Origin of the sequence: Streptomyces chiangmaiensis (assembly GCF_036281785.1) — a bacterium.
GTDB classification, from domain to species: Bacteria; Actinomycetota; Actinomycetes; order Streptomycetales; family Streptomycetaceae; genus Streptomyces; species Streptomyces chiangmaiensis.
Map to the genome: position 1 here is coordinate 1 of NZ_JAYWVC010000164.1, position 17,666 is coordinate 17,666.

Genomic DNA, 17,666 nt, shown 5'->3' on the forward strand with positions numbered 1-17,666 from the left:
ACTGAGACGGGAAATGAGACGGACGAACAACAGGGCGGCACCCATCCGGGGTGCCGCCCTCTCGTTTTGCCTGCTCAAGGCGCTGGAGGCCGTGGCGGGAATCGAACCCGCGTCACTCGCTTTGCAGGCGAGTCCCTGAACCACTCGGGCACACGGCCATTCTCCCGGTCATGAAACCCGCGTAACTCCCCGCGGGCGGAGCCCGCCGATGGATGCTGCGCAGGCGAGTCCCTGAACCACTCGGGCACCCGGCCAGGATCAGGTGCGGCACGGCTCACTCGTCCCGACCTGACGCATTGACCGTACGGTGGGGCGAAAAGCGGGCTCAAGAGAAAACCCGGCGCTGCAACGGGACTGCCATACGCCGTTCACGAACAGGGGTCGTACGACCAAGGTCTCAAGCCGTCACCGCCCCTGGACAGGGGCCGAACCCCGCTGAGCCCCTTACTCTGGCGTGCATGGAAGCCCTGGACCCCCGCGACACCGATGTCGCCGATGCCGTCCCGTCCGGACCCCCGGACGACACCGTCGGCGTGCTGAGCCGCCCGTACCGGGCGCTGAGCATCGGCATCGTCTCGGTCGTCCTGCTCATCGCCTTCGAGGCGACGGCAGTCGGAACGGCGATGCCGGTCGCGGCGCGGGAGCTGGACGGGCTGTCGCTGTACGCCTTCGCCTTCTCGGGGTACTTCACGACCAGCCTCTTCGGCATGGTGCTCGCAGGCCAGTGGTCGGACCGCAGCGGTCCGCTCGGTTCACTGACCTGCGGCATCGGCGCCTTCGCCGCGGGGCTGCTGCTGTCGGGGACAGCAGGGTCGATGTGGGTGTTCATCCTGGGCCGGGCCGTCCAGGGGTTCGGGGGCGGACTCGTGATCGTCGCCCTGTACGTGGTCGTGGGCCGCGCCTACCCGGAGCGGCTGCGCCCGGCGATCATGGCGGCATTCGCGGCGGGCTGGGTCGTCCCGTCCGTGGTCGGTCCGCTGGCCTCGGGCGCGGTGACCGAACAACTCGGCTGGCGCTGGGTCTTCATCGGCATCCCGGTACTGGTGGTGTTCCCGCTGGCGCTCGCGCTGCCCCGGATCCGGCGCTCGGCGGCCGGCCCCGCCGAGCCGGCCGGCGTGGCCCCCTTCGAGGTCCACCGCCTCCGTCTGGCGTTCGGCATCTCGCTGGGCGCGGGACTTCTCCAGTACGCGGCCCAGGACCTGAAGCCGGTGTCCCTCGTCCCCGCTGCCGTGGGCGCCGCCCTGCTGGTCCCGGCGGTGCTCGGACTGCTGCCCCGTGGCACCTACCGGGCGGCCCGCGGGCTGCCGTCCGTGGTGCTGCTGCGCGGAGTCGCGGCGGGCGCCTTCATCGCGGCGGAGAGCTTCGTCCCCCTCATGCTCGTCACCCAGAGGGGACTGTCCCCGACCCTGGCCGGGTTCTCGCTCGCGGCCGGCGGCGGCACCTGGGCGCTCGGGTCGTACGTCCAGTCGAGACGGCGCCTGGAGCCCTACCGGGGGCGGCTGATGACGCTCGGCATGCTCGTCGTCGCCGCCGCGATCGCCACGGCACCCAGTGTGCTGATCCACGCGGTCCCCGTCTGGACCGTCGCCGTCGCCTGGGGGTTCGGCTGCTTCGGCATGGGCCTGGTCATCTCCTCGACCAGCGTCCTGCTGCTGCAGCTGTCCGCTCCCGAGGAGGCGGGGGCGAACTCGGCGGCCCTGCAGATCTCCGACGGCCTCTCCAACGTCGTTCTGCTCTCCGCGGGCGGTGCCGCGTTCGTCGCGCTCGGCGGCGGTTCGGTCGCCCCCACCGTCACCGAGACCGGCGCCGCCGGCTCCCACCCGGCCGCCTTCGCCGCGGTGTTCCTGCCGATGGCGGCGGTGGCGCTGGTGGGCGCCTGGGTGACGACCCGGCTGCGGGCGCGGTGACCCCGTCGGCGCCGAACCCGGTGATCCAGATGATCTGTGACCCGTGTCGCACCCGGGTCGGATGCGGCGGCGTCACCCCGAACCTCCGGTGGGCGCACCGGTAGGGTGGCCCGGTTGTCATACCCAGCCGCGCCCGCCCGTCAGCCGGCACCGCCTGCCCGACGCGCTCCGCGCGGCCTTTCATGCGCCGACCGAACCGGAGACCGTGACTACCGCCGCCGCCAGCTCCAACTCCTCCCACTCGCACCACCTCTCTCCCGCCTACCCCGGCCGTGCTCCCTGGGGCACGGCCGGCAAGCTGCGCGCCTGGCAGCAGGGGGCGATGGAGAAGTACGTCCGGGAGCAGCCGCGTGACTTCCTCGCCGTCGCCACGCCCGGTGCCGGCAAGACGACCTTCGCGCTGACGCTCGCGTCCTGGCTGCTGCACCACCACGTCGTGCAGCAGGTGACGGTCGTCGCCCCGACCGAGCACCTGAAGAAGCAGTGGGCGGAGGCGGCCGCGCGCATCGGCATCAAGCTCGACCCCGAGTACAGCGCCGGACCGCTCGGCCGGGAGTACCACGGTGTCGCCGTCACCTACGCGGGCGTCGGGGTCCGGCCCATGCTGCACCGCAACCGCGTGGAGCAGCGCAAGACCCTCGTGATCCTCGACGAGATCCACCACGCCGGCGACTCCAAGTCCTGGGGCGAGGCCTGCCTGGAGGCGTTCGAGCCGGCCACCCGGCGACTCGCCCTGACCGGTACGCCGTTCCGGTCCGACACCAACCCCATTCCGTTCGTGGCCTACGAGGAGGGTGCCGACGGGATCCGCCGGTCGGCCGCCGACTACACCTACGGATACGGGTCCGCCCTCGCCGACGGGGTCGTGCGGCCGGTCATCTTCCTCTCCTACAGCGGCAATATGCGCTGGCGGACCAAGGCGGGCGACGAGATCGCCGCCCGGCTGGGCGAGCCCATGACCAAGGACGCCGTCAGCCAGGCCTGGCGCACCGCCCTCGACCCACGCGGCGAGTGGATGTCCAGCGTGCTGCGCGCCGCAGACCAGCGGCTGACCGAGGTCCGCAAGGCCGTCCCGGACGCCGGTGCCCTTGTCATCGCCTCCGACCAGGAGGCGGCACGCGCGTACGCGAAGCTCATCCGCGACATCACCGGGCACCGGGCGACCCTCGTCCTGTCCGACGACGCGGGCGCGTCCGACCGTATCGACGAGTTCAGCCACAGCGACGACCGCTGGATGGTCGCGGTGCGCATGGTGTCGGAGGGGGTCGACGTGCCCCGGCTCGCGGTCGGGGTGTATGCGACCACCATCTCGACCCCGCTCTTCTTCGCCCAGGCCGTCGGCCGTTTCGTGCGGTCCCGGCGCCGTGGCGAGACCGCCTCCGTGTTCCTGCCCACCGTCCCCGACCTCCTCACCTTCGCCAACGAGATGGAGGTCGAGCGCGACCACGTCCTCGACAAGCCGAAGAAGGGCGGCGAGGAGGAGGACCCGTACGCCGAGTCCGAGAAGGAGATGGAGGAGGCCAACCGGGAGCAGGACGAGGACACCGGCGAGCAGGACATGCTGCCGTTCGAGGCACTGGAGTCAGACGCCGTCTTCGACCGGGTCATGTACAACGGCGCCGAGTTCGGCATGCAGGCCCATCCCGGCAGCGAGGAGGAACAGGACTACCTCGGCATTCCCGGCCTTCTCGAGCCCGAGCAGGTGCAGTTGCTGCTGCAGAAGCGGCAGGCCCGGCAGATCGCACACAGCCGCAAGAAACCGGACGCGGAGGCCGACCTGCTGGAACTGCCCGCCGAACGGCGGCCGGTGGTCACCCACAAGGAACTGCTGGAGTTGCGCAAGCAGCTCAACACGATGGTGGGCGCGTACGTCCACCAGAGCGGCAAGCCGCACGGCGTGATCCACACCGAACTGCGCCGTGTGTGCGGGGGCCCGCCGAGCGCCGAGTGCACCGCCGGTCAGCTGCGTCAGCGCATCGCGAAGGTCCAGGAGTGGGCCACGCGCATGAAGTGATCCCGGCACCGCCCCGGGATACGAGCGGCCTCGGTGGGCGGTGCGTACCGCCGTAAAACGGGCGAGTGACTCCCGGCCTCCGACCGGATTCTGGACGGAGCCTTCCGCTGAGCGAACGGGCTCGCTAATGTCCCGCTACGCACACGCCCCGTGGCAGCGCCGCCGCGGAGCGCAGCCGTGAAGCGACTGAGTCCGGGGTCCACCGGGCCGCCAGCCGATCGGCGGCCTCTGGAGCGCGTCGCCGACGGGACTCGGTGCCGCATCCGCCGCGACAGGGCCGCCGCCTCACCACTAAGGAGTGGCAGTCGTGGCCGCGGAGACCTCCCAGACGCTCGACCGGGGCCTGAGGGTCCTCAAGCTGCTTGCCGACACGGACCACGGGCTGACCGTCACCGAACTGTCCACCAAGCTGGGCGTCAACCGGACTGTGGTGTACCGGTTGTTGGCCACGCTCGAGCAGCACTCCCTCGTCCGCCGTGACCTGGGTGGCCGTGCCCGGGTCGGGCTCGGTGTACTGCGCCTGGGTCGCCAGGTGCATCCGCTGGTTCGGGAGGCCGCACTGCCCGCGCTGCGAGCGCTCGCCGAGGACATCGGGGCCACCGCGCACCTCACGCTGGTCGACGGGTCCGAGGCCCTGGCCGTCGCCGTGGTCGAGCCGACCTGGACCGACTACCACGTGGCGTACCGGGCCGGGTTCCGGCATCCGCTCGACCGGGGAGCCGCCGGCCGGGCCATTCTCGCCGCCCGTCGGCAGCCGGTCGAGGACCCGGGATACACGCTCACCCACGGGGAGTTGGAGGCCGGCGCGAGCGGTGCGGCCGCGCCGCTGCTCGGGGTGAGCGGGATCGAGGGCAGCGTGGGGGTCGTGATGCTCTCGGACGCGGTGCCCGACAGGGTGGGGCCACGCGTGGTGGACGCCGCTCGGGAGGTGGCCGAGGCGCTGCACTGAATGCCGGGCGGCCGCTCTCAGGGACCCTCGCCGGTGTCCGCGGCCGTCCGTAACTGCAGCCACAGCACCAGCCGTTCGTCGGGATCGTCGAGATTGATTCCGATGCGCCGCCGCACCTGCCGCAGCCGGTAGCGGCAGGTGTTGGGGTGCACCGCGAGCCGCTCCGCCGCGCCCGCCATGTCGCAGCCGGCCTCGAACCACGCCAGCAGGGTGCGTGCGTAATCGGTGCCGTGCCCGGCGTCGTACGCGCGCACCTCCAGCCCGGCTCCCATGTTCAACTCCCGTTGTTCTTCCATCACTTCGGCCAGTCGCAGCAGAGTGATCCGGGGCCGCACCCCGGCCACCGACGCCACCGGCAGCTGCGGCCCGAGCACCCGCAGCACCAGGTCCGCGTCCCGACGGGAGGCGGCCACCGCGGCGGCCGAGGGCACGACCTCGCCGAGTCCGGCCCGCACCGGCACCCGCAGTGCCTGTCCGGCCCGCCGCACGATGTCCTCGGCCAGCCGCAGATGCCGCTCCCCATGGCTTCGGCTCCGGGGAACGCCGCGTTCCGCCGGGGCGGGCAGCAGCGCGTACACGGCCCCGTCGGCGAGCACACATGCGTGCCGTCCGTAGCGGGCCTCGCACTGGAGCCGTACGAGGTCCAGCAGCCGCAGCGCGGTCTGCTCGCCGTCCGGCGCGGACACCGTGGCGTCCAGGACGAACGCGGCCACTCGTACCGGCTCCGGGCCGAACCGGTGGGCGGCGGCCGGGTCGGCGGTGCCGTCGAGGAGGCGACGCAGCAGATCACCGTCCTGGTGCCGGGCCAGCTCCTGAGCGGCGCGCGCCCGCAGCAGGAGCAGCGCCGCCGTCGACGCGCCCTGCGCCAGTGCCTTCCCGGCGTCGGGTGCCAGCCGGCCGTCGTCGACGACCCAGAGCGAGCCGAGGGTCTCGCCCCCGGCGCGCACCGCGACCGCCAGCCGTGGCAGGGCACCCGCGAGTGCCGGCAGCCGCACCGGGCCCTGGGCCGCGAAGACGGTCCGGTACTGCTCGGTGTTCTCCGGGCTCCCCGGCACCCGAAGCCCGAGGATGCCCTGGCGACGGTCCTCGTCCGTCGCCTGTCCCGGCACCGTGGAGTACGCGAGGATCCGTTGCCGAGGGTCCTCGACGGTGGTGGCCCCGCCGACGGCTGCGGCCACCGCATCGGCGAGCGCGAACAGTTCACCGCGGGCGTCACCCGCGCCCGTGGCCGCCGGGCGCGCGCCGATCGCCGACGCCAGCAGCAGGTGCACCTGGTGCCAGGCGGCGTCCTCGTCCACGGACAGCAGGGCGATCCCGGCCCCCTCCGCCTCAGCGACGGGTCCGCCCTCGCCTCGTACGACGACGCCGGCCATGCCCGCCTCACCGGCGGCGCGCGTGAGCGGTCCGGCGTCCGGGGCGGGCACGCCCACCGCGAGCAGCAGCGCACCGGGCGTACGGGGGAGAGAGGCGTGGGCCTCGTACAGCAGCGTCTCGGTGACGGGCACGGCGAGGCCGGCGGGCGCGGTGTGCAGCCGTACGGAGGGTTCGCCGACGACGTCGAGCAGATCCCCGAGGGTGCGGGCGTCCATGGGATGCCTCCTGCGCCGGTTGGCCGATCGCCTCAGGACCGTATGCGGGTTTTGGCCTCCCGCACAACGCGGCCCCGCAGCGGGCCCCCGACACTCGACCCATGACAGCAGACAGGGACCTGTCCGACGCCCATGCACGCGCGGCGCGGCTCGCGGACGACACCGCGGGCACCGCGGGCGTCCACCTCCGTACCGCGCACGACGTGAGCGATCTCGCCGCCGTGGCCGACTACTTCTGCGACGTCTGGCGGACGCCCCGCAGCAGCCCGCCCCTGCCCGCCGAGGTGCTGCACAGCCTGGTGCACGCGGGCGGAGCCGTGCACGCCGCCTACACCGTCGTGGGGGAGCGGCTCGCCGGGGCCTGTGCCGCCGTCTTCGGTCCGCCCGCCGACGCGGACGCGTACTCCCTGCTGGCGGCGGCCGACCGCGGTGTCGGACTCCCGCTGAAGCAGGCGCAGCGCGCCTGGCTGCTGGAGCGTGGCGCCCGCACCCTGCGCTGGACCTTCGACCCGCTGGTCGGCCGCAACGGCCGATTCAACCTGGTCAAGCTGGGCGCGACCGGCACGGAGTACCTCGTCGACTTCTACGGTCCGATGGCCGACGGTGTGAACGACGGCGACGAGAGCGACCGGCTGACTGTCGTCTGGGACCTGGAGTCACCGCGGCAGCCGTGCGAGAGCGCCGACCACACCGTCGTAGCCGCGCCCGTTCCCCGGGCTGCCGACTCCTCGACGCCCGGCACCGCGCGGGCCGGGGGAGCCCCACGAGCGGAGGGGACCCCCACGGCTCCGGACGGGGCCCCGCTCGCCCACCGCTCCCTCGACGGCCGGCACTTGTGGTGCCGCGTACCGGAGGACGTCGTGGCCCTGCGCGCCGCCGATCCCGCCCTCGCCCTGCGCTGGCGGCACGCCGTCCGCGAGGTCTTCGTGCAGGCCTTCGCCGAGGGGTTCAGAGCGACGGCGATGTCCCGGGACGGCTGGTACACGCTCACCCGAAAGGAGCATTCCCCGGCATGAAACTCGAACGCGCCGAGATCGTCCACGTGGCGATCCCGCTGGTCGCCCCGTTCCGCACCTCCTTCGGGACCATGACCACGAAGGACACCTTCCTGCTCCATGTGGTCACCGACGCCGCCGAGGGCTGGTCCGAGTTCGCCGCCGACCCCGAACCGCTGTACTGCTCGGAGTTCGTGGCCGGCGCCGAGATCGTCCTCCGCGACTTCCTGCTGCCGCGCGCCGCCGCCCTGCCCCGTCTGACGACGGCCGCCCTCACCCCCGGCATGGCGGCGATCAAGGGGCACGAGCTGGCCAAGGCCGCCCTGGAGACGGCCGTCCTGGACGCGGAGCTGCGCGCGCACGGCATGCCGCTCGCGACCTATCTGGGGGCCGTGCGGGACCGGGTGCCGGCCGGGGTGTCGGTCGGCATCAGGGACTCGGTGCCCGAGTTGCTGGACGACGTCGAGCGCTACCTCGCCGAGGGCTACGTCCGCATCAAGCTGAAGATCGAGCCCGGCTGGGACCTGGAACCGGTGAGGGCGGTGCGCGAGCGGTTCGGCTACGAGCTGCCGCTCCAGGTCGACGCGAACACCGCCTACACGCTCGCCGACGCCGAGCACCTGCGGAAGCTGGACGCGTTCGGGCTGCTGCTCGTCGAAGAGCCGCTGGAGGAGAACAACCTCCACGCCCACGCCCTGCTCCAGCAGCGCCTCGCCACTCCCGTCTGCCTGGACGAGTCCCTGCACAACGCCCGTGACACGGCTTCCGCGATCGCCATGGACGCCTGCCGGGTCGTCAATGTGAAGCCCGCGCGGGTCGGCGGCTATCTGGAGGCCCGTCGCGTGCACGACGTGGCCCACGCGCACGGGGTGCCGGTGTGGTGCGGCGGCATGCTCGAGACAGGTGTCGGCCGCGCCCCCAACCTCGCACTGGCGGCCCTGCCCGGCTGCACGCTCCCCGGGGACACCTCGGCCTCCGCACGCTACTTCGCCGAGGACATCACCGAGCCGTTCGTGCTCCAGGACGGCCATCTCCCGGTGCCGTCCGCGCCCGGGATCGGTGTCGCGCCGCTCCCGGAGGCCCTGCGGCGCTTCACCACCGGGCGGAGAGGCCTGTACGGGGGCTGACCGGCACCCGGCCGGAGGCCACCGCCGCGTTAGATTGATCCCGTGCTCTCTCGTCTCTCGCGTCCCAAGGCCGTCGCCGTCTGCGCCCTGCCCGCCGCGGCCCTGTTCGCAACGGCGGCGGCCGCGCCGCTGCCGTTCTCGGTGGCGCAGCCGGGCCTGACGGCCAACGTCCTCGGCGCGAACAAGGGCGCTCCCGTGATCACGATCAGCGGTACGCCCACCCGTACGACGTCCGGCCAGCTGCGGATGACGACGATCCAGGCGACGGGGCCCGATGCGCATGTCTCGCTCGGCGACGTGATCGACGGCTGGGTCCGCACAGACCGCGCGGTGCTGCCACGTGACGCGGTCTACCCGAGCGGCGACACCGTCAAGGAGATCGAGCAGCACAACTCCGAGCAGATGAAACAGTCCCAGGAAGCCGCGACCCGGGCGGCGCTGAAGTACGTGGGCCTCAGCGACAAGAACGTCAAGGTCACGCTGAAGCTCGCGGACGTGGGCGGCCCGAGCGCGGGCCTGCTGTTCACTCTCGGGATCATCGACAAGCTGCACGGCGACGGCAGCGGCGGCGACCTCACGGGCGGCCGCACCGTCGCCGGTACGGGCACCATCGACGACGCCGGCAACGTGGGCGCCGTCGGCGGTGTGGCGCTCAAGACGCAGGCCGCCCGCCGCGACGGCGCGACGGTCTTCCTGGTCCCGAAGGCGGAGTGCCTCGACGCGAAGGCGGAGCTGCCGAAGGGGCTGCGGCTGGTCCCGGTGACCACGCTGACGGGCGCGGTCGACGCGCTGGTGGCGCTGGAGAAGGGGAAGGGCTCGGTACCCAGCTGCTAGTGCGGCGACCGGAAAGGTTCACCGGCAAACCCTTCCGGCCACAGCATGGGACGGCGGCGGGACGGGGGCGCAGCGAGCCGGCGCAGGTGACAGCCGGTCGCCCCGCTGGACTCACCCGGCTTCGCGGCCGGCCGGGACGCCGTGGCCGGTCCGCCGCGCCGCAGCGCGTTGAGCAACTGCATGCGCAGGGGATGCGCAAGGCCGCGCAGCGAACGGGCGTCGAGTACGCGCGGCGGCCGTTCGTCCGCGCGTGGGGTGGTGTCGTCGGGCTCCTGCATGCATGCGAAGGCAGCGTTGCAAGGAATCGGTGGCAAGGAATTCTTTGCAACCGGTTCCCGGGGAGTCCTACGAGCCTCTCGAGCCCCCGTGGAGCACGTCGGCCACCAGCAGTTCCGCCACTGAGACGCCCCAGTCCACCAGGAGCGCCAGCGCGGTCGTGAGGATCGAGCCGAGCAGCAGCAACGGGAGACTGTGGTGGGCGATCCCGGTGGTGATCAGTACGCCCAGACCGCCGCCGCCCCCGAGGGCCGCCAGCGTCACCGTGCCGACGTTCAGGACCAGGGTCATGCGCACGCCCGCGAGGATCAGCGGGACGGCTGAGGGCAGTTCGACCCGGGTCAGCACGCCCAGCGGGGACATGCCGAGGCCACGGGCGGTCTCCAGGAGCGCCGGATCGTTCGCCTTCAGTCCCGCGATCGTGGTCGCCAGCACGGGCAGGACGGCGTAGACGACGATGCCGAGCAGGACCGCTTTCCGGCCGGTGCCGAGCCAGAGTGCCGGCAACGCCAGCAGACCGAGCGCCGGAGCCGCCCGGCCCAGGGTCGCGATCGTCAGGGCCACGGGCGTGACCCTGCGGAACGTCGCACGGGTGAGCAGGATGCCCAGCGGGATCGCCACGACCAGCACCAGGACCGTGGCGATCGCAGTCAGCTCGACGTGCTGCCACAAGGCCCTCGTGACCCGGCCGCGTGCCATGGCGTCCTGGGAGACGGGGTCCAGCCGGGCGCGCCGGAACCAGAGCAGGGTCACCAGCAGTGCGACCACCAGCGCCAGGGGCAGACAGGTCAGTTTCTGCCAGCTGATCCGGGGCCTCGTCGGATTCGGCCGGGTCGGCGTCTTGATCTCCTCCTGCTCCTCCACCTTGGGTGTGGTCACGTCCGCTTCTCCTCCGGTTGTGCCGGTGCCGTGGGCCTCCCGGGGATGGTCAGCCGCCCGAGGAGCAGGTATCCGGCGTCGAACAGCAGTGACAGGGCGACGATCCCGAGCGTGCCCGCGAGCACCTGGTTGAGCGCGTTCTCGCCGTCCGGGGAGCCGAGGCCGCGGCGGATCTCGTTGCCGAGGCCGGGCCCGGAGGCGTAGGCGGTGATCGCGGCGACGCCCATCAGCAGCCGCGTGGAAGTCCTGATCCCGGCGAGGATCGACGGCCAGGCCACCGGCAGCTCCACACGCACGAGCCGGGCCGGCCGTGCCATGCCGACGACCCGGGCCGCGCGCACCCGTGAGGGATCGACCGCGCGCAGGCCCAGGACGGAGTTCCGCACGATCGGCAACAGCCCGCACAGCGTCAGCAGGGTGGCCGCGGGAGCCGGGCCGGGACCCATGAGGGGGATCAGCAGACCGAGCAGCGCGAGGGCGGGAACGGTCAGGAAGACACCGGTCGCGGCCGTGGCGAGGGTGCCCGCCCGCTCGCTGCCACGGGCGGCCAGGGCGATCCCCACACCCAGGACCGCCGCGACGACCGTGCACGGGAAGACCGTGCCCGCGTGCCGACAGGCGTCCACGAGCAACTGATGGTGGCGGTCGTCCACGTATTCCCAGAAGCTCACGTGCCCTCATCCCGGTCGCTAGGTCTTCTCCCGGTCCTCCGCCGCCTGCTCCACCAGGGGGATGATCCGCAGCGGAACGGGGTTCTCCATGACGATGGCCGTGGAGGCCCGGACGATGCCATCAAAACCGACAACCCGGTCGATCACACGTTGAAGATCGGCATTCGAGCGAGCCACCAGCCGGCACAGCATGTCTCCGCTGCCCGTGGTGGTGAGCAGTTCGAGGACCTCCGGTACGGTCGCCAAGTGGGCCCTGACGTCCGCTCCTTGCCCCTGACGGATCTGCAGCGTCGCGAAGGCGGTCACGGGATAGCCGAGTGCGGCCGGGTCCACCTGAGGGCCGAATCCGCGGATCACTCCATTCGACTGAAGCCGGTCCAGGCGCGCCTGCACGGTGCCGCGCGCGACACCGAGCCGCCGGGACATCTCCAGCACCCCGATGCGCGGCTCCCGCGCCAGCAGCACGATGAGCCGGGCGTCCAGATGATCGATCGCCATGCCCTTCTCCAAGATGGTCATCTTGTACAGAACGCCCGCCGTCCGGGGGCATTCGCTGAACAGAGTGCCCAGCTGATACGCAAACTATTGCGCAGCTTGCGGGGAGGGGTGAGGCTGCCGCTATGAGCCAGACCACACACCACACTCCCGACACCGCGCGCGAGGCAGACCCCTTCCCGGTCAAGGGAATGGACGCGGTCGTCTTCGCCGTGGGCAACGCCAAGCAGGCCGCCCACTACTACTCCACCGCTTTCGGCATGCGGCTCGTCGCCTACTCCGGACCGGAGAACGGCAGCCGCGAGACCGCCTCCTACGTCCTGGAGAACGGCTCGGCCCGTTTCGTCTTCACCTCCGTCATCAAGCCCGCCACCACCTGGGGCCACTTCCTCGCCCAGCACGTGGCCGAACACGGCGACGGCGTCGTCGACCTCGCCATCGAGGTCCCGGACGCGCGTGCCGCGTACGCCTACGCGATCGAGCACGGTGCCCGATCGGTCGCCGAGCCGTACGAGATGAAGGACGAGCACGGCGTCGTCGTCCTGGCCGCGATCGCCACATACGGCGAGACCCGCCACACCCTGGTCGAGCGCACCGGCTACGACGGCCCGTACCTGCCCGGCTACGCCGCCGCCGACCCGATCGTGGAGCCGCTCGAGTACCGCACCTTCCAGGCGATCGACCACTGCGTCGGCAACGTCGAACTCGGTCACATGAACGAGTGGGTGCAGTTCTACAACAAGGTCATGGGCTTCACGAACATGAAGGAGTTCGTGGGCGACGACATCGCGACCGAGTACAGCGCGCTGATGTCCAAGGTCGTGGCCGACGGGACGCTCAAGGTCAAGTTCCCGATCAACGAGCCCGCCGTCGCGAAGAAGAAGTCCCAGATCGACGAGTATCTGGAGTTCTACGGTGGCCCCGGCGTCCAGCACATCGCGCTCAACACGAACGACATCGTGCGCACGGTACGGACGATGCGGGCGGCCGGCGTGGAGTTCCTCGACACCCCGGGCTCGTACTACGACACCCTCGGCGAATGGGTGGGTGACACCCGCGTCCCCGTCGAGACCCTGCGCGAGCTGAAGATCCTCGCCGACCGCGACGAGGACGGCTATCTGCTGCAGATCTTCACCAAGCCGGTCCAGGACCGTCCGACGGTCTTCTTCGAGATCATCGAACGCCACGGCTCCATGGGCTTCGGCAAGGGCAACTTCAAGGCCCTGTTCGAGGCGATCGAGCGGGAGCAGGAGAGGCGCGGAAACCTCTGAACCCCTTACGTCCGCAGCCGAACCGGACCGGTCTCGCGACCCGGGGGCGGCACGGGCGGGACGCACACGGCTCCCTTTCCCGAGGGTGGAGCCGTGTGCAGGCGGGGTTCACACCGCCGCCCCCGGGTGCAACGCTCGGATCATGAGCCGTATCGAAGCCCCGCGCGACGAAATCACCGGCAACCTCCTCGACCGACTCAGGGCCGGCCTGCCGCCCGAAGCCGTCCTGAGCGACCCCGACGTCACGGCCTCGTACGCGAACGACATGGCGAGCTTCTGTGTGGCAGGCACCCCGGCCGTGGTTGTGCTGCCGCGCACCGTCGAGCAGGTCCGGCACGTGATGCGGACCGCCACCGAACTGCGGGTCCCGGTCGTCCCGCAGGGCGCCCGCACCGGTCTGTCGGGCGCGGCCAACGCCTCCGAGGGCTGCATCGTGCTCTCACTGACGAAGATGGACCGGATCCTGGAGATCAACCCGGTCGACCGCATCGCCGTCGTCGAACCGGGCGTCGTCAACGCCACGCTGTCCCGCGCGGTGAACGAACACGGTCTGTACTACCCGCCGGACCCCTCCAGTTGGGAGATGTGCACGATCGGCGGCAACATCGGCACGGCCTCCGGCGGGCTGTGCTGCGTGAAGTACGGGGTGACAGCCGAGTACGTGCTCGGTCTGGACGTCGTCCTCGCCGACGGGCGCCTCATGTCCACCGGCCGCCGTACGGCCAAGGGCGTCGCCGGCTACGACCTCACCCGGCTCTTCGTCGGCTCCGAGGGCTCGCTCGGGATCGTCGTCCGCGCGGTCCTCGCCCTGAAGCCCAAGCCGCCCCGGCAACTGGTGCTGGCGGCCGAGTTCGCGTCCGCGGCCGCCGCCTGCGACGCCGTGTGCCGGATCATGACGGGCGGACATGTGCCGTCCCTTCTCGAACTGATGGACAGGACAACCGTCAAGGCCGTCAACGATCTCGCGCACATGGGCCTGCCGGAGAGCACGGAGGCCCTGCTGCTCGCCGCCTTCGACACCCCAAACCCGGCCGCCGACCTCGCCGCTGTCGGCGCGCTGTGCGAGGCCGCCGGGGCCACCGAGGTGGTACCGGCCGATGACGCGGCCGAGTCCGAACTGCTCCTGAAGGCGCGGCGGTTGTCGCTCACCGCGCTGGAGGCCGTCAAGGGCACGACGATGATCGACGACGTGTGCGTGCCGCGCTCGCGGCTCGGCGAGATGCTCGAGGGGGTGGAGCGGATCGCCGAGAAGTACCGGCTCACCATCGGGGTGTGCGCACACGCGGGCGACGGCAACACGCACCCGACCGTCTGCTTCGACGCACAGGACCCGGAGGAGTCCCGGCGGGCCCGCGAGTCCTTCGACGAGATCATGGCCCTCGGCCTGGAACTCGGCGGCACGATCACCGGCGAGCACGGCGTGGGCGTCCTGAAGAAGGAGTGGCTGGCGCGTGAGATCGGCCCGGTGGGTGTGCAGATGCAGCGGGCGATCAAACAGGTCTTCGACCCCCTGGGCCTCCTCAACCCGGGAAAGCTCTTCTGAACCACCCCGGTTCGCTCACCCTTCCGGGGAGCCGGAGCCGACTGGGAGCTCCGGCCCGCGCCCCGTGCGGGGGCATGCGGGCCGGCCGCATGAGCGGGAGCCAACGGCTGCGACAGGCGTCACGCACCTTTCGGAGGATTTCTTTCCGGGTGTGTTCCAGGTGTGTGAAGGCCGTGCGCGGTATCGCCCGGAAAGGGGTGGATGCAGGCGGAGCGGCAGTACCCCGCGCCCGGTTCTGATAGATGTGGATGTCCACACGACCCCCCGAGCAGATACGGGACGACGGACATGAGCGCCCCAACCCCGGCACCCGGTGACGACAGACCCCGCGAGGGCTACTACCCGGATCCGTCCATTCCTGGATATGTCCGGTACTGGAACGGTGTCGCCTGGGTGCCGGGCACCAGCAGGCCCGCGCCCAGCGACGGCGGACCGCTCTCCCCGCCGCCCGGTGCACGTCCTGCCCAGCCCACGGTGGAGGAGACCGGGCCGCACTTCTTCGACGAGGACCCGGTCGAGGAGACCCCTCGGGTGAGCCCGGCCGAGGCCCAGCACGGCAGCCGCCCGGAGCCCGCCTCGGCCTGGGGCGCCGACCGTTCACGGCAGTCCGGCTTCGGCGGCGACCAGGACCGCCGGGTCTCGTGGGGCGCGCCCCAGGGAGCCGACCCCCGGGTCCCGCTCGCCGGCCGGCCCGAGGGCGCGGCGACGCGTACGGACGGCACGGCGACCATTCCACCCGCCGACTCCGCGGCGGGCCCCGGCTCCACTCCGGCCCCGGACGGCACGGTCGTGTTCCGCCGGCAGCCGCGCAGCGAAGGCGCCGGCACCGGCGCACAGGACACCTCCGGTCACGACGGCCCCGTCTCTTCCGAGGGCACCACGGCCTTCCGTTCGCTCTCCCCGCGCACGGGGGAGCAGGGAGGAAGCACAGGGGCGACCGGTTCCGGTCCGGGCCGGCCCGCCGCCCCGCGCGCCGACAGCGCCCAGGCCGCGGCCCGCCACGCGCTGGGCCTGGAACCGGAGGCGCCGGACCCCGCTCCGCAGCGCACCGCTCCCCCGCCGCAGCCGTCGGTCCCCGCGCCGGCCATGCCCCCGACGGGGTCGCCCCCGCGGCAACCGGCGGGTTCGCTCTCGCAGCAGCCCGCCTCCGGCATCCCCCAGCAGTCCGCCGGCACGCCCCTGACCACGGGCTCCGGTGGCGGCCAGCCCTCCTGGGCGCAGCAGGTGCACCGGCTCGCGAGCTCGGGCCCCGAGGGCGGCCGGCCCGTCGCGCCGTGGAAGCCTCCGGTGGACGACCCGTTCCAGGCGGCGGCCCGGGCGCAGGCGGCGGCCCGGCCCGCGGACCTCGGCAAGCGGCTGGCCGCCCGGCTCCTGGACACCCTGGTGCTGGCGGCGGTCACGGGCGTGGCCGCCGTACCGCTGGGCACCGAGGCGATCGACCACATCAACAACAAGATCGGCGCGGCGAAGCTGTCCGGGCAGACCGTCACGGTCTGGCTGCTCGACGGTACGACCTCGGTCCACCTTGCCGTCGTGCTCGCCGTGCTCCTCGGCTTCGGCGTCCTCTACGAAGTGCTGCCCACCGTCAAGTGGGGCCGCACGCTCGGCAAGAAGCTGTGCGGCATCGAGGTGCGGGACATCGAGGCCCATGAGCCACCGGCGTTCGGGCCGGCCCTGCGCCGCTGGCTCGTCTACAGCGTCCCGGGTCTGCTCGTGTTCGGCGTCGTCGGCGTGCTGTGGTGCGTGTTCGACCGGCCGTGGCACCAGTGCTGGCACGACAAGGCGGCGCACACGTTCGTGGCGGGCTGACCCGGACGGACCTGTAGGGATGCGGAGCCGGAGGGTTCGCGGTCGACTCGGGCCATGAGCACCGAACCGCCGCCCCCCGGCTCCGGGGACTCCCCGGAGGACGACCCGTTCAGAAAGAACCAGCCCCCGCCGTCCGAGGGTGGCGGCTCGGAACCCCACTGGGGCTCGCCGGCCGGCAGTGAGCCGCCACCGGGCGGCCGGCCTCCTCCCCAAGGTCAGCCTCCGTACGGTCAGCCGCCGCCGGGCGGTCAGCCCCCGTACGGTCAGCCCCCGCCCGGCGGTCAGCCCCCGCCCGGCGGTGGAAGCCCCTACGACATGCCTCCGCCACCCGGTGCCCCCCACGGCGGCGGGGGACCCTACGGCCCGTACGGCGGGACGGACCCCCTCGCCGGGATGCCCCCGCTCGCCGACAGTGGCAAACGTGTGCTCGCACGGATCATCGACATGATCATTGTGGGCATCGTCGTCGTGCTGCTGTCCTGGGCGTTCCGCACCACCGAGTACAACGTGGACGCCAACCAGATCGACTACAGCAGGTCTCTGGGCCAGTCCGTGATCGCCGCTGTGCTCTACATCGCCTACGACACCGTCATGATCTCCAGGTCGGGGCAGACGTTCGGCAAGAAGTTGCTGAACATGCGGGTGGCCAATCTGCGGGACGGCTCCAGCCCTTCCGTGCAGGCTTCGCTGATCCGCGCCGCGGTGCTGTGGCTTCCGTTCGCGTTCTGCTGTGCCTGTGTCTGGACCGCGATCTGCGGCGGCTGGAGCTTCTTCGACAAGCCCTACAAGCAGGGTCTGCACGACAAGGCGGCCAGGACGGTGGAGGTCAGCACGGTGTGAACGGCTGAGCGGAACTACGGCGGCATACACGCGAACCGGCGGGCCCGTGCATCGGGACCCGCCGGTTTCGGCTGTGCGCTGTGAGGTTGTGCGTCTGGTGCCCGTGAACCGCTCTGCTGCGCGCCCGGTTCAGAGGTTCGCCGGCTCGTGCACGGACTCGGCCGCCGCCGCGGATCCCACGGACGCCGTCGGCCGGCCGGCCGTTGCGTGCTGCCGGCCGGCGGGCCGCCCGGCACCGGCTGAAGCGGACTTCGGCAGCGGGACCGTCACGGCGACGAGCAGCCCGAGCACGAGCGCCGCGACGGCGATCACGGCGATACCCAGGCCCGAACTCGTCTGTGACAGCAGCAGCATGGCGAGGGTGGAGAAGATCACGGTGCAGGAACCGTAGGCGAGCTGTGCGGCGTTCGGACGAGGCATGGCCCTTCCTCGGGGGTGCGGGTCTCCTCCCCCCGGTGCCTCTAGTG

Annotated in this window: 15 protein-coding genes, 1 tRNA gene and 1 pseudogene; 10 read left to right on the forward strand and 7 right to left on the reverse strand. The window is 72.0% G+C overall.

Features of this window, described 5'->3' with window-relative positions:
* Positions 1-83 precede the first annotated feature (83 nt).
* Positions 84-158 (reverse strand) — tRNA-Cys (locus tag VXC91_RS32540).
* Between the two features lie 300 nt (positions 159-458).
* On the opposite strand from VXC91_RS32540, the gene VXC91_RS32545 reads away from it, so the two are divergent.
* The 3 genes from VXC91_RS32545 to VXC91_RS32555 all read left to right on the forward strand — a co-directional run bounded on the left by VXC91_RS32545 (position 459) and on the right by VXC91_RS32555 (position 4,870).
* Positions 459-1,907: an MFS transporter gene (locus tag VXC91_RS32545; RefSeq protein WP_329510944.1), complete on the forward strand. Its 1,449-nt coding sequence runs from the start codon at positions 459-461 to the stop codon at positions 1,905-1,907.
* 205 nt (positions 1,908-2,112) lie between these two features.
* The gene (locus VXC91_RS32550) at positions 2,113-3,921 is read left to right on the forward strand and encodes a DEAD/DEAH box helicase (RefSeq protein ID WP_329510945.1); all 1,809 of its coding nucleotides are present in this window, start codon (positions 2,113-2,115) and stop codon (positions 3,919-3,921) included.
* Positions 3,922-4,228: 307 nt separating this feature from the next.
* Positions 4,229-4,870, forward strand: a complete 642-nt coding sequence (locus VXC91_RS32555; protein ID WP_329510946.1) for an IclR family transcriptional regulator — start codon at positions 4,229-4,231, stop codon at positions 4,868-4,870.
* Positions 4,871-4,887: 17 nt separating this feature from the next.
* On the opposite strand, the gene VXC91_RS32560 is transcribed toward VXC91_RS32555, so the two are convergent.
* Positions 4,888-6,459 (reverse strand): PucR family transcriptional regulator, encoded by a 1,572-nt coding sequence (locus VXC91_RS32560; protein ID WP_329510947.1) that lies wholly within the window; start codon positions 6,457-6,459, stop codon positions 4,888-4,890.
* A 101-nt stretch (positions 6,460-6,560) separates the two neighbouring features.
* On the opposite strand from VXC91_RS32560, the gene VXC91_RS32565 reads away from it, so the two are divergent.
* The 3 genes from VXC91_RS32565 to VXC91_RS32575 are packed head-to-tail and all read left to right on the forward strand — an operon-like array spanning position 6,561 to position 9,415.
* Positions 6,561-7,475: a chorismate synthase gene (locus tag VXC91_RS32565; protein WP_329510948.1), complete on the forward strand. Its 915-nt coding sequence runs from the start codon at positions 6,561-6,563 to the stop codon at positions 7,473-7,475.
* The gene (gene menC / locus VXC91_RS32570; protein ID WP_329510949.1) at positions 7,472-8,581 is read left to right on the forward strand and encodes an o-succinylbenzoate synthase; all 1,110 of its coding nucleotides are present in this window, start codon (positions 7,472-7,474) and stop codon (positions 8,579-8,581) included. Before VXC91_RS32565 ends, menC begins: the two co-directional genes overlap by 4 nt.
* Positions 8,582-8,623: 42 nt before the next feature.
* Positions 8,624-9,415 (forward strand): S16 family serine protease, encoded by a 792-nt coding sequence (locus VXC91_RS32575; protein ID WP_329510950.1) that lies wholly within the window; start codon positions 8,624-8,626, stop codon positions 9,413-9,415.
* Between the two features lie 68 nt (positions 9,416-9,483).
* Here the strand turns inward: VXC91_RS32575 and VXC91_RS32580 are convergent.
* The 4 genes and pseudogenes from VXC91_RS32580 to VXC91_RS32595 form a co-directional block, all read right to left on the reverse strand.
* A pseudogene (locus tag VXC91_RS32580) lies at positions 9,484-9,693 on the reverse strand (transcriptional regulator); the annotation flags it as partial.
* Between the two features lie 67 nt (positions 9,694-9,760).
* The gene (locus VXC91_RS32585; RefSeq protein ID WP_408057533.1) at positions 9,761-10,570 is read right to left on the reverse strand and encodes an ABC transporter permease; all 810 of its coding nucleotides are present in this window, start codon (positions 10,568-10,570) and stop codon (positions 9,761-9,763) included.
* Positions 10,567-11,241, reverse strand: a complete 675-nt coding sequence (locus tag VXC91_RS32590; protein WP_329510951.1) for an ABC transporter permease — start codon at positions 11,239-11,241, stop codon at positions 10,567-10,569. The genes VXC91_RS32585 and VXC91_RS32590 overlap by 4 nt, the downstream gene beginning before the upstream one ends.
* A gap of 18 nt (positions 11,242-11,259) precedes the next feature.
* Positions 11,260-11,739, reverse strand: coding sequence for an Lrp/AsnC family transcriptional regulator (locus VXC91_RS32595; protein WP_329510958.1), 480 nt, complete (start codon positions 11,737-11,739; stop codon positions 11,260-11,262).
* Positions 11,740-11,861: 122 nt separating this feature from the next.
* Between VXC91_RS32595 and hppD the strand changes: the two genes are divergently transcribed.
* The 4 genes from hppD (at position 11,862) to VXC91_RS32615 (ending at position 17,199) form a co-directional block, all read left to right on the forward strand.
* Complete coding sequence (gene hppD / locus VXC91_RS32600) at positions 11,862-13,007, forward strand: 4-hydroxyphenylpyruvate dioxygenase (protein WP_329510952.1); 1,146 nt, start codon at positions 11,862-11,864, stop codon at positions 13,005-13,007.
* Between the two features lie 142 nt (positions 13,008-13,149).
* The gene (locus VXC91_RS32605; protein WP_329510953.1) at positions 13,150-14,550 is read left to right on the forward strand and encodes an FAD-binding oxidoreductase; all 1,401 of its coding nucleotides are present in this window, start codon (positions 13,150-13,152) and stop codon (positions 14,548-14,550) included.
* A 288-nt stretch (positions 14,551-14,838) separates the two neighbouring features.
* Positions 14,839-16,359, forward strand: a complete 1,521-nt coding sequence (locus VXC91_RS32610) for an RDD family protein (RefSeq protein WP_329510954.1) — start codon at positions 14,839-14,841, stop codon at positions 16,357-16,359.
* A 54-nt stretch (positions 16,360-16,413) separates the two neighbouring features.
* Positions 16,414-17,199, forward strand: coding sequence for an RDD family protein (locus VXC91_RS32615; RefSeq protein WP_329510955.1), 786 nt, complete (start codon positions 16,414-16,416; stop codon positions 17,197-17,199).
* Between the two features lie 129 nt (positions 17,200-17,328).
* Here VXC91_RS32615 and VXC91_RS32620 read toward each other — a convergent pair whose 3' ends face one another.
* Entirely contained in the window at positions 17,329-17,619 is a 291-nt protein-coding gene (locus VXC91_RS32620; protein ID WP_329510956.1) for a hypothetical protein, read from the reverse strand.
* Between the last annotated feature and the right edge of the window lie 47 nt (positions 17,620-17,666).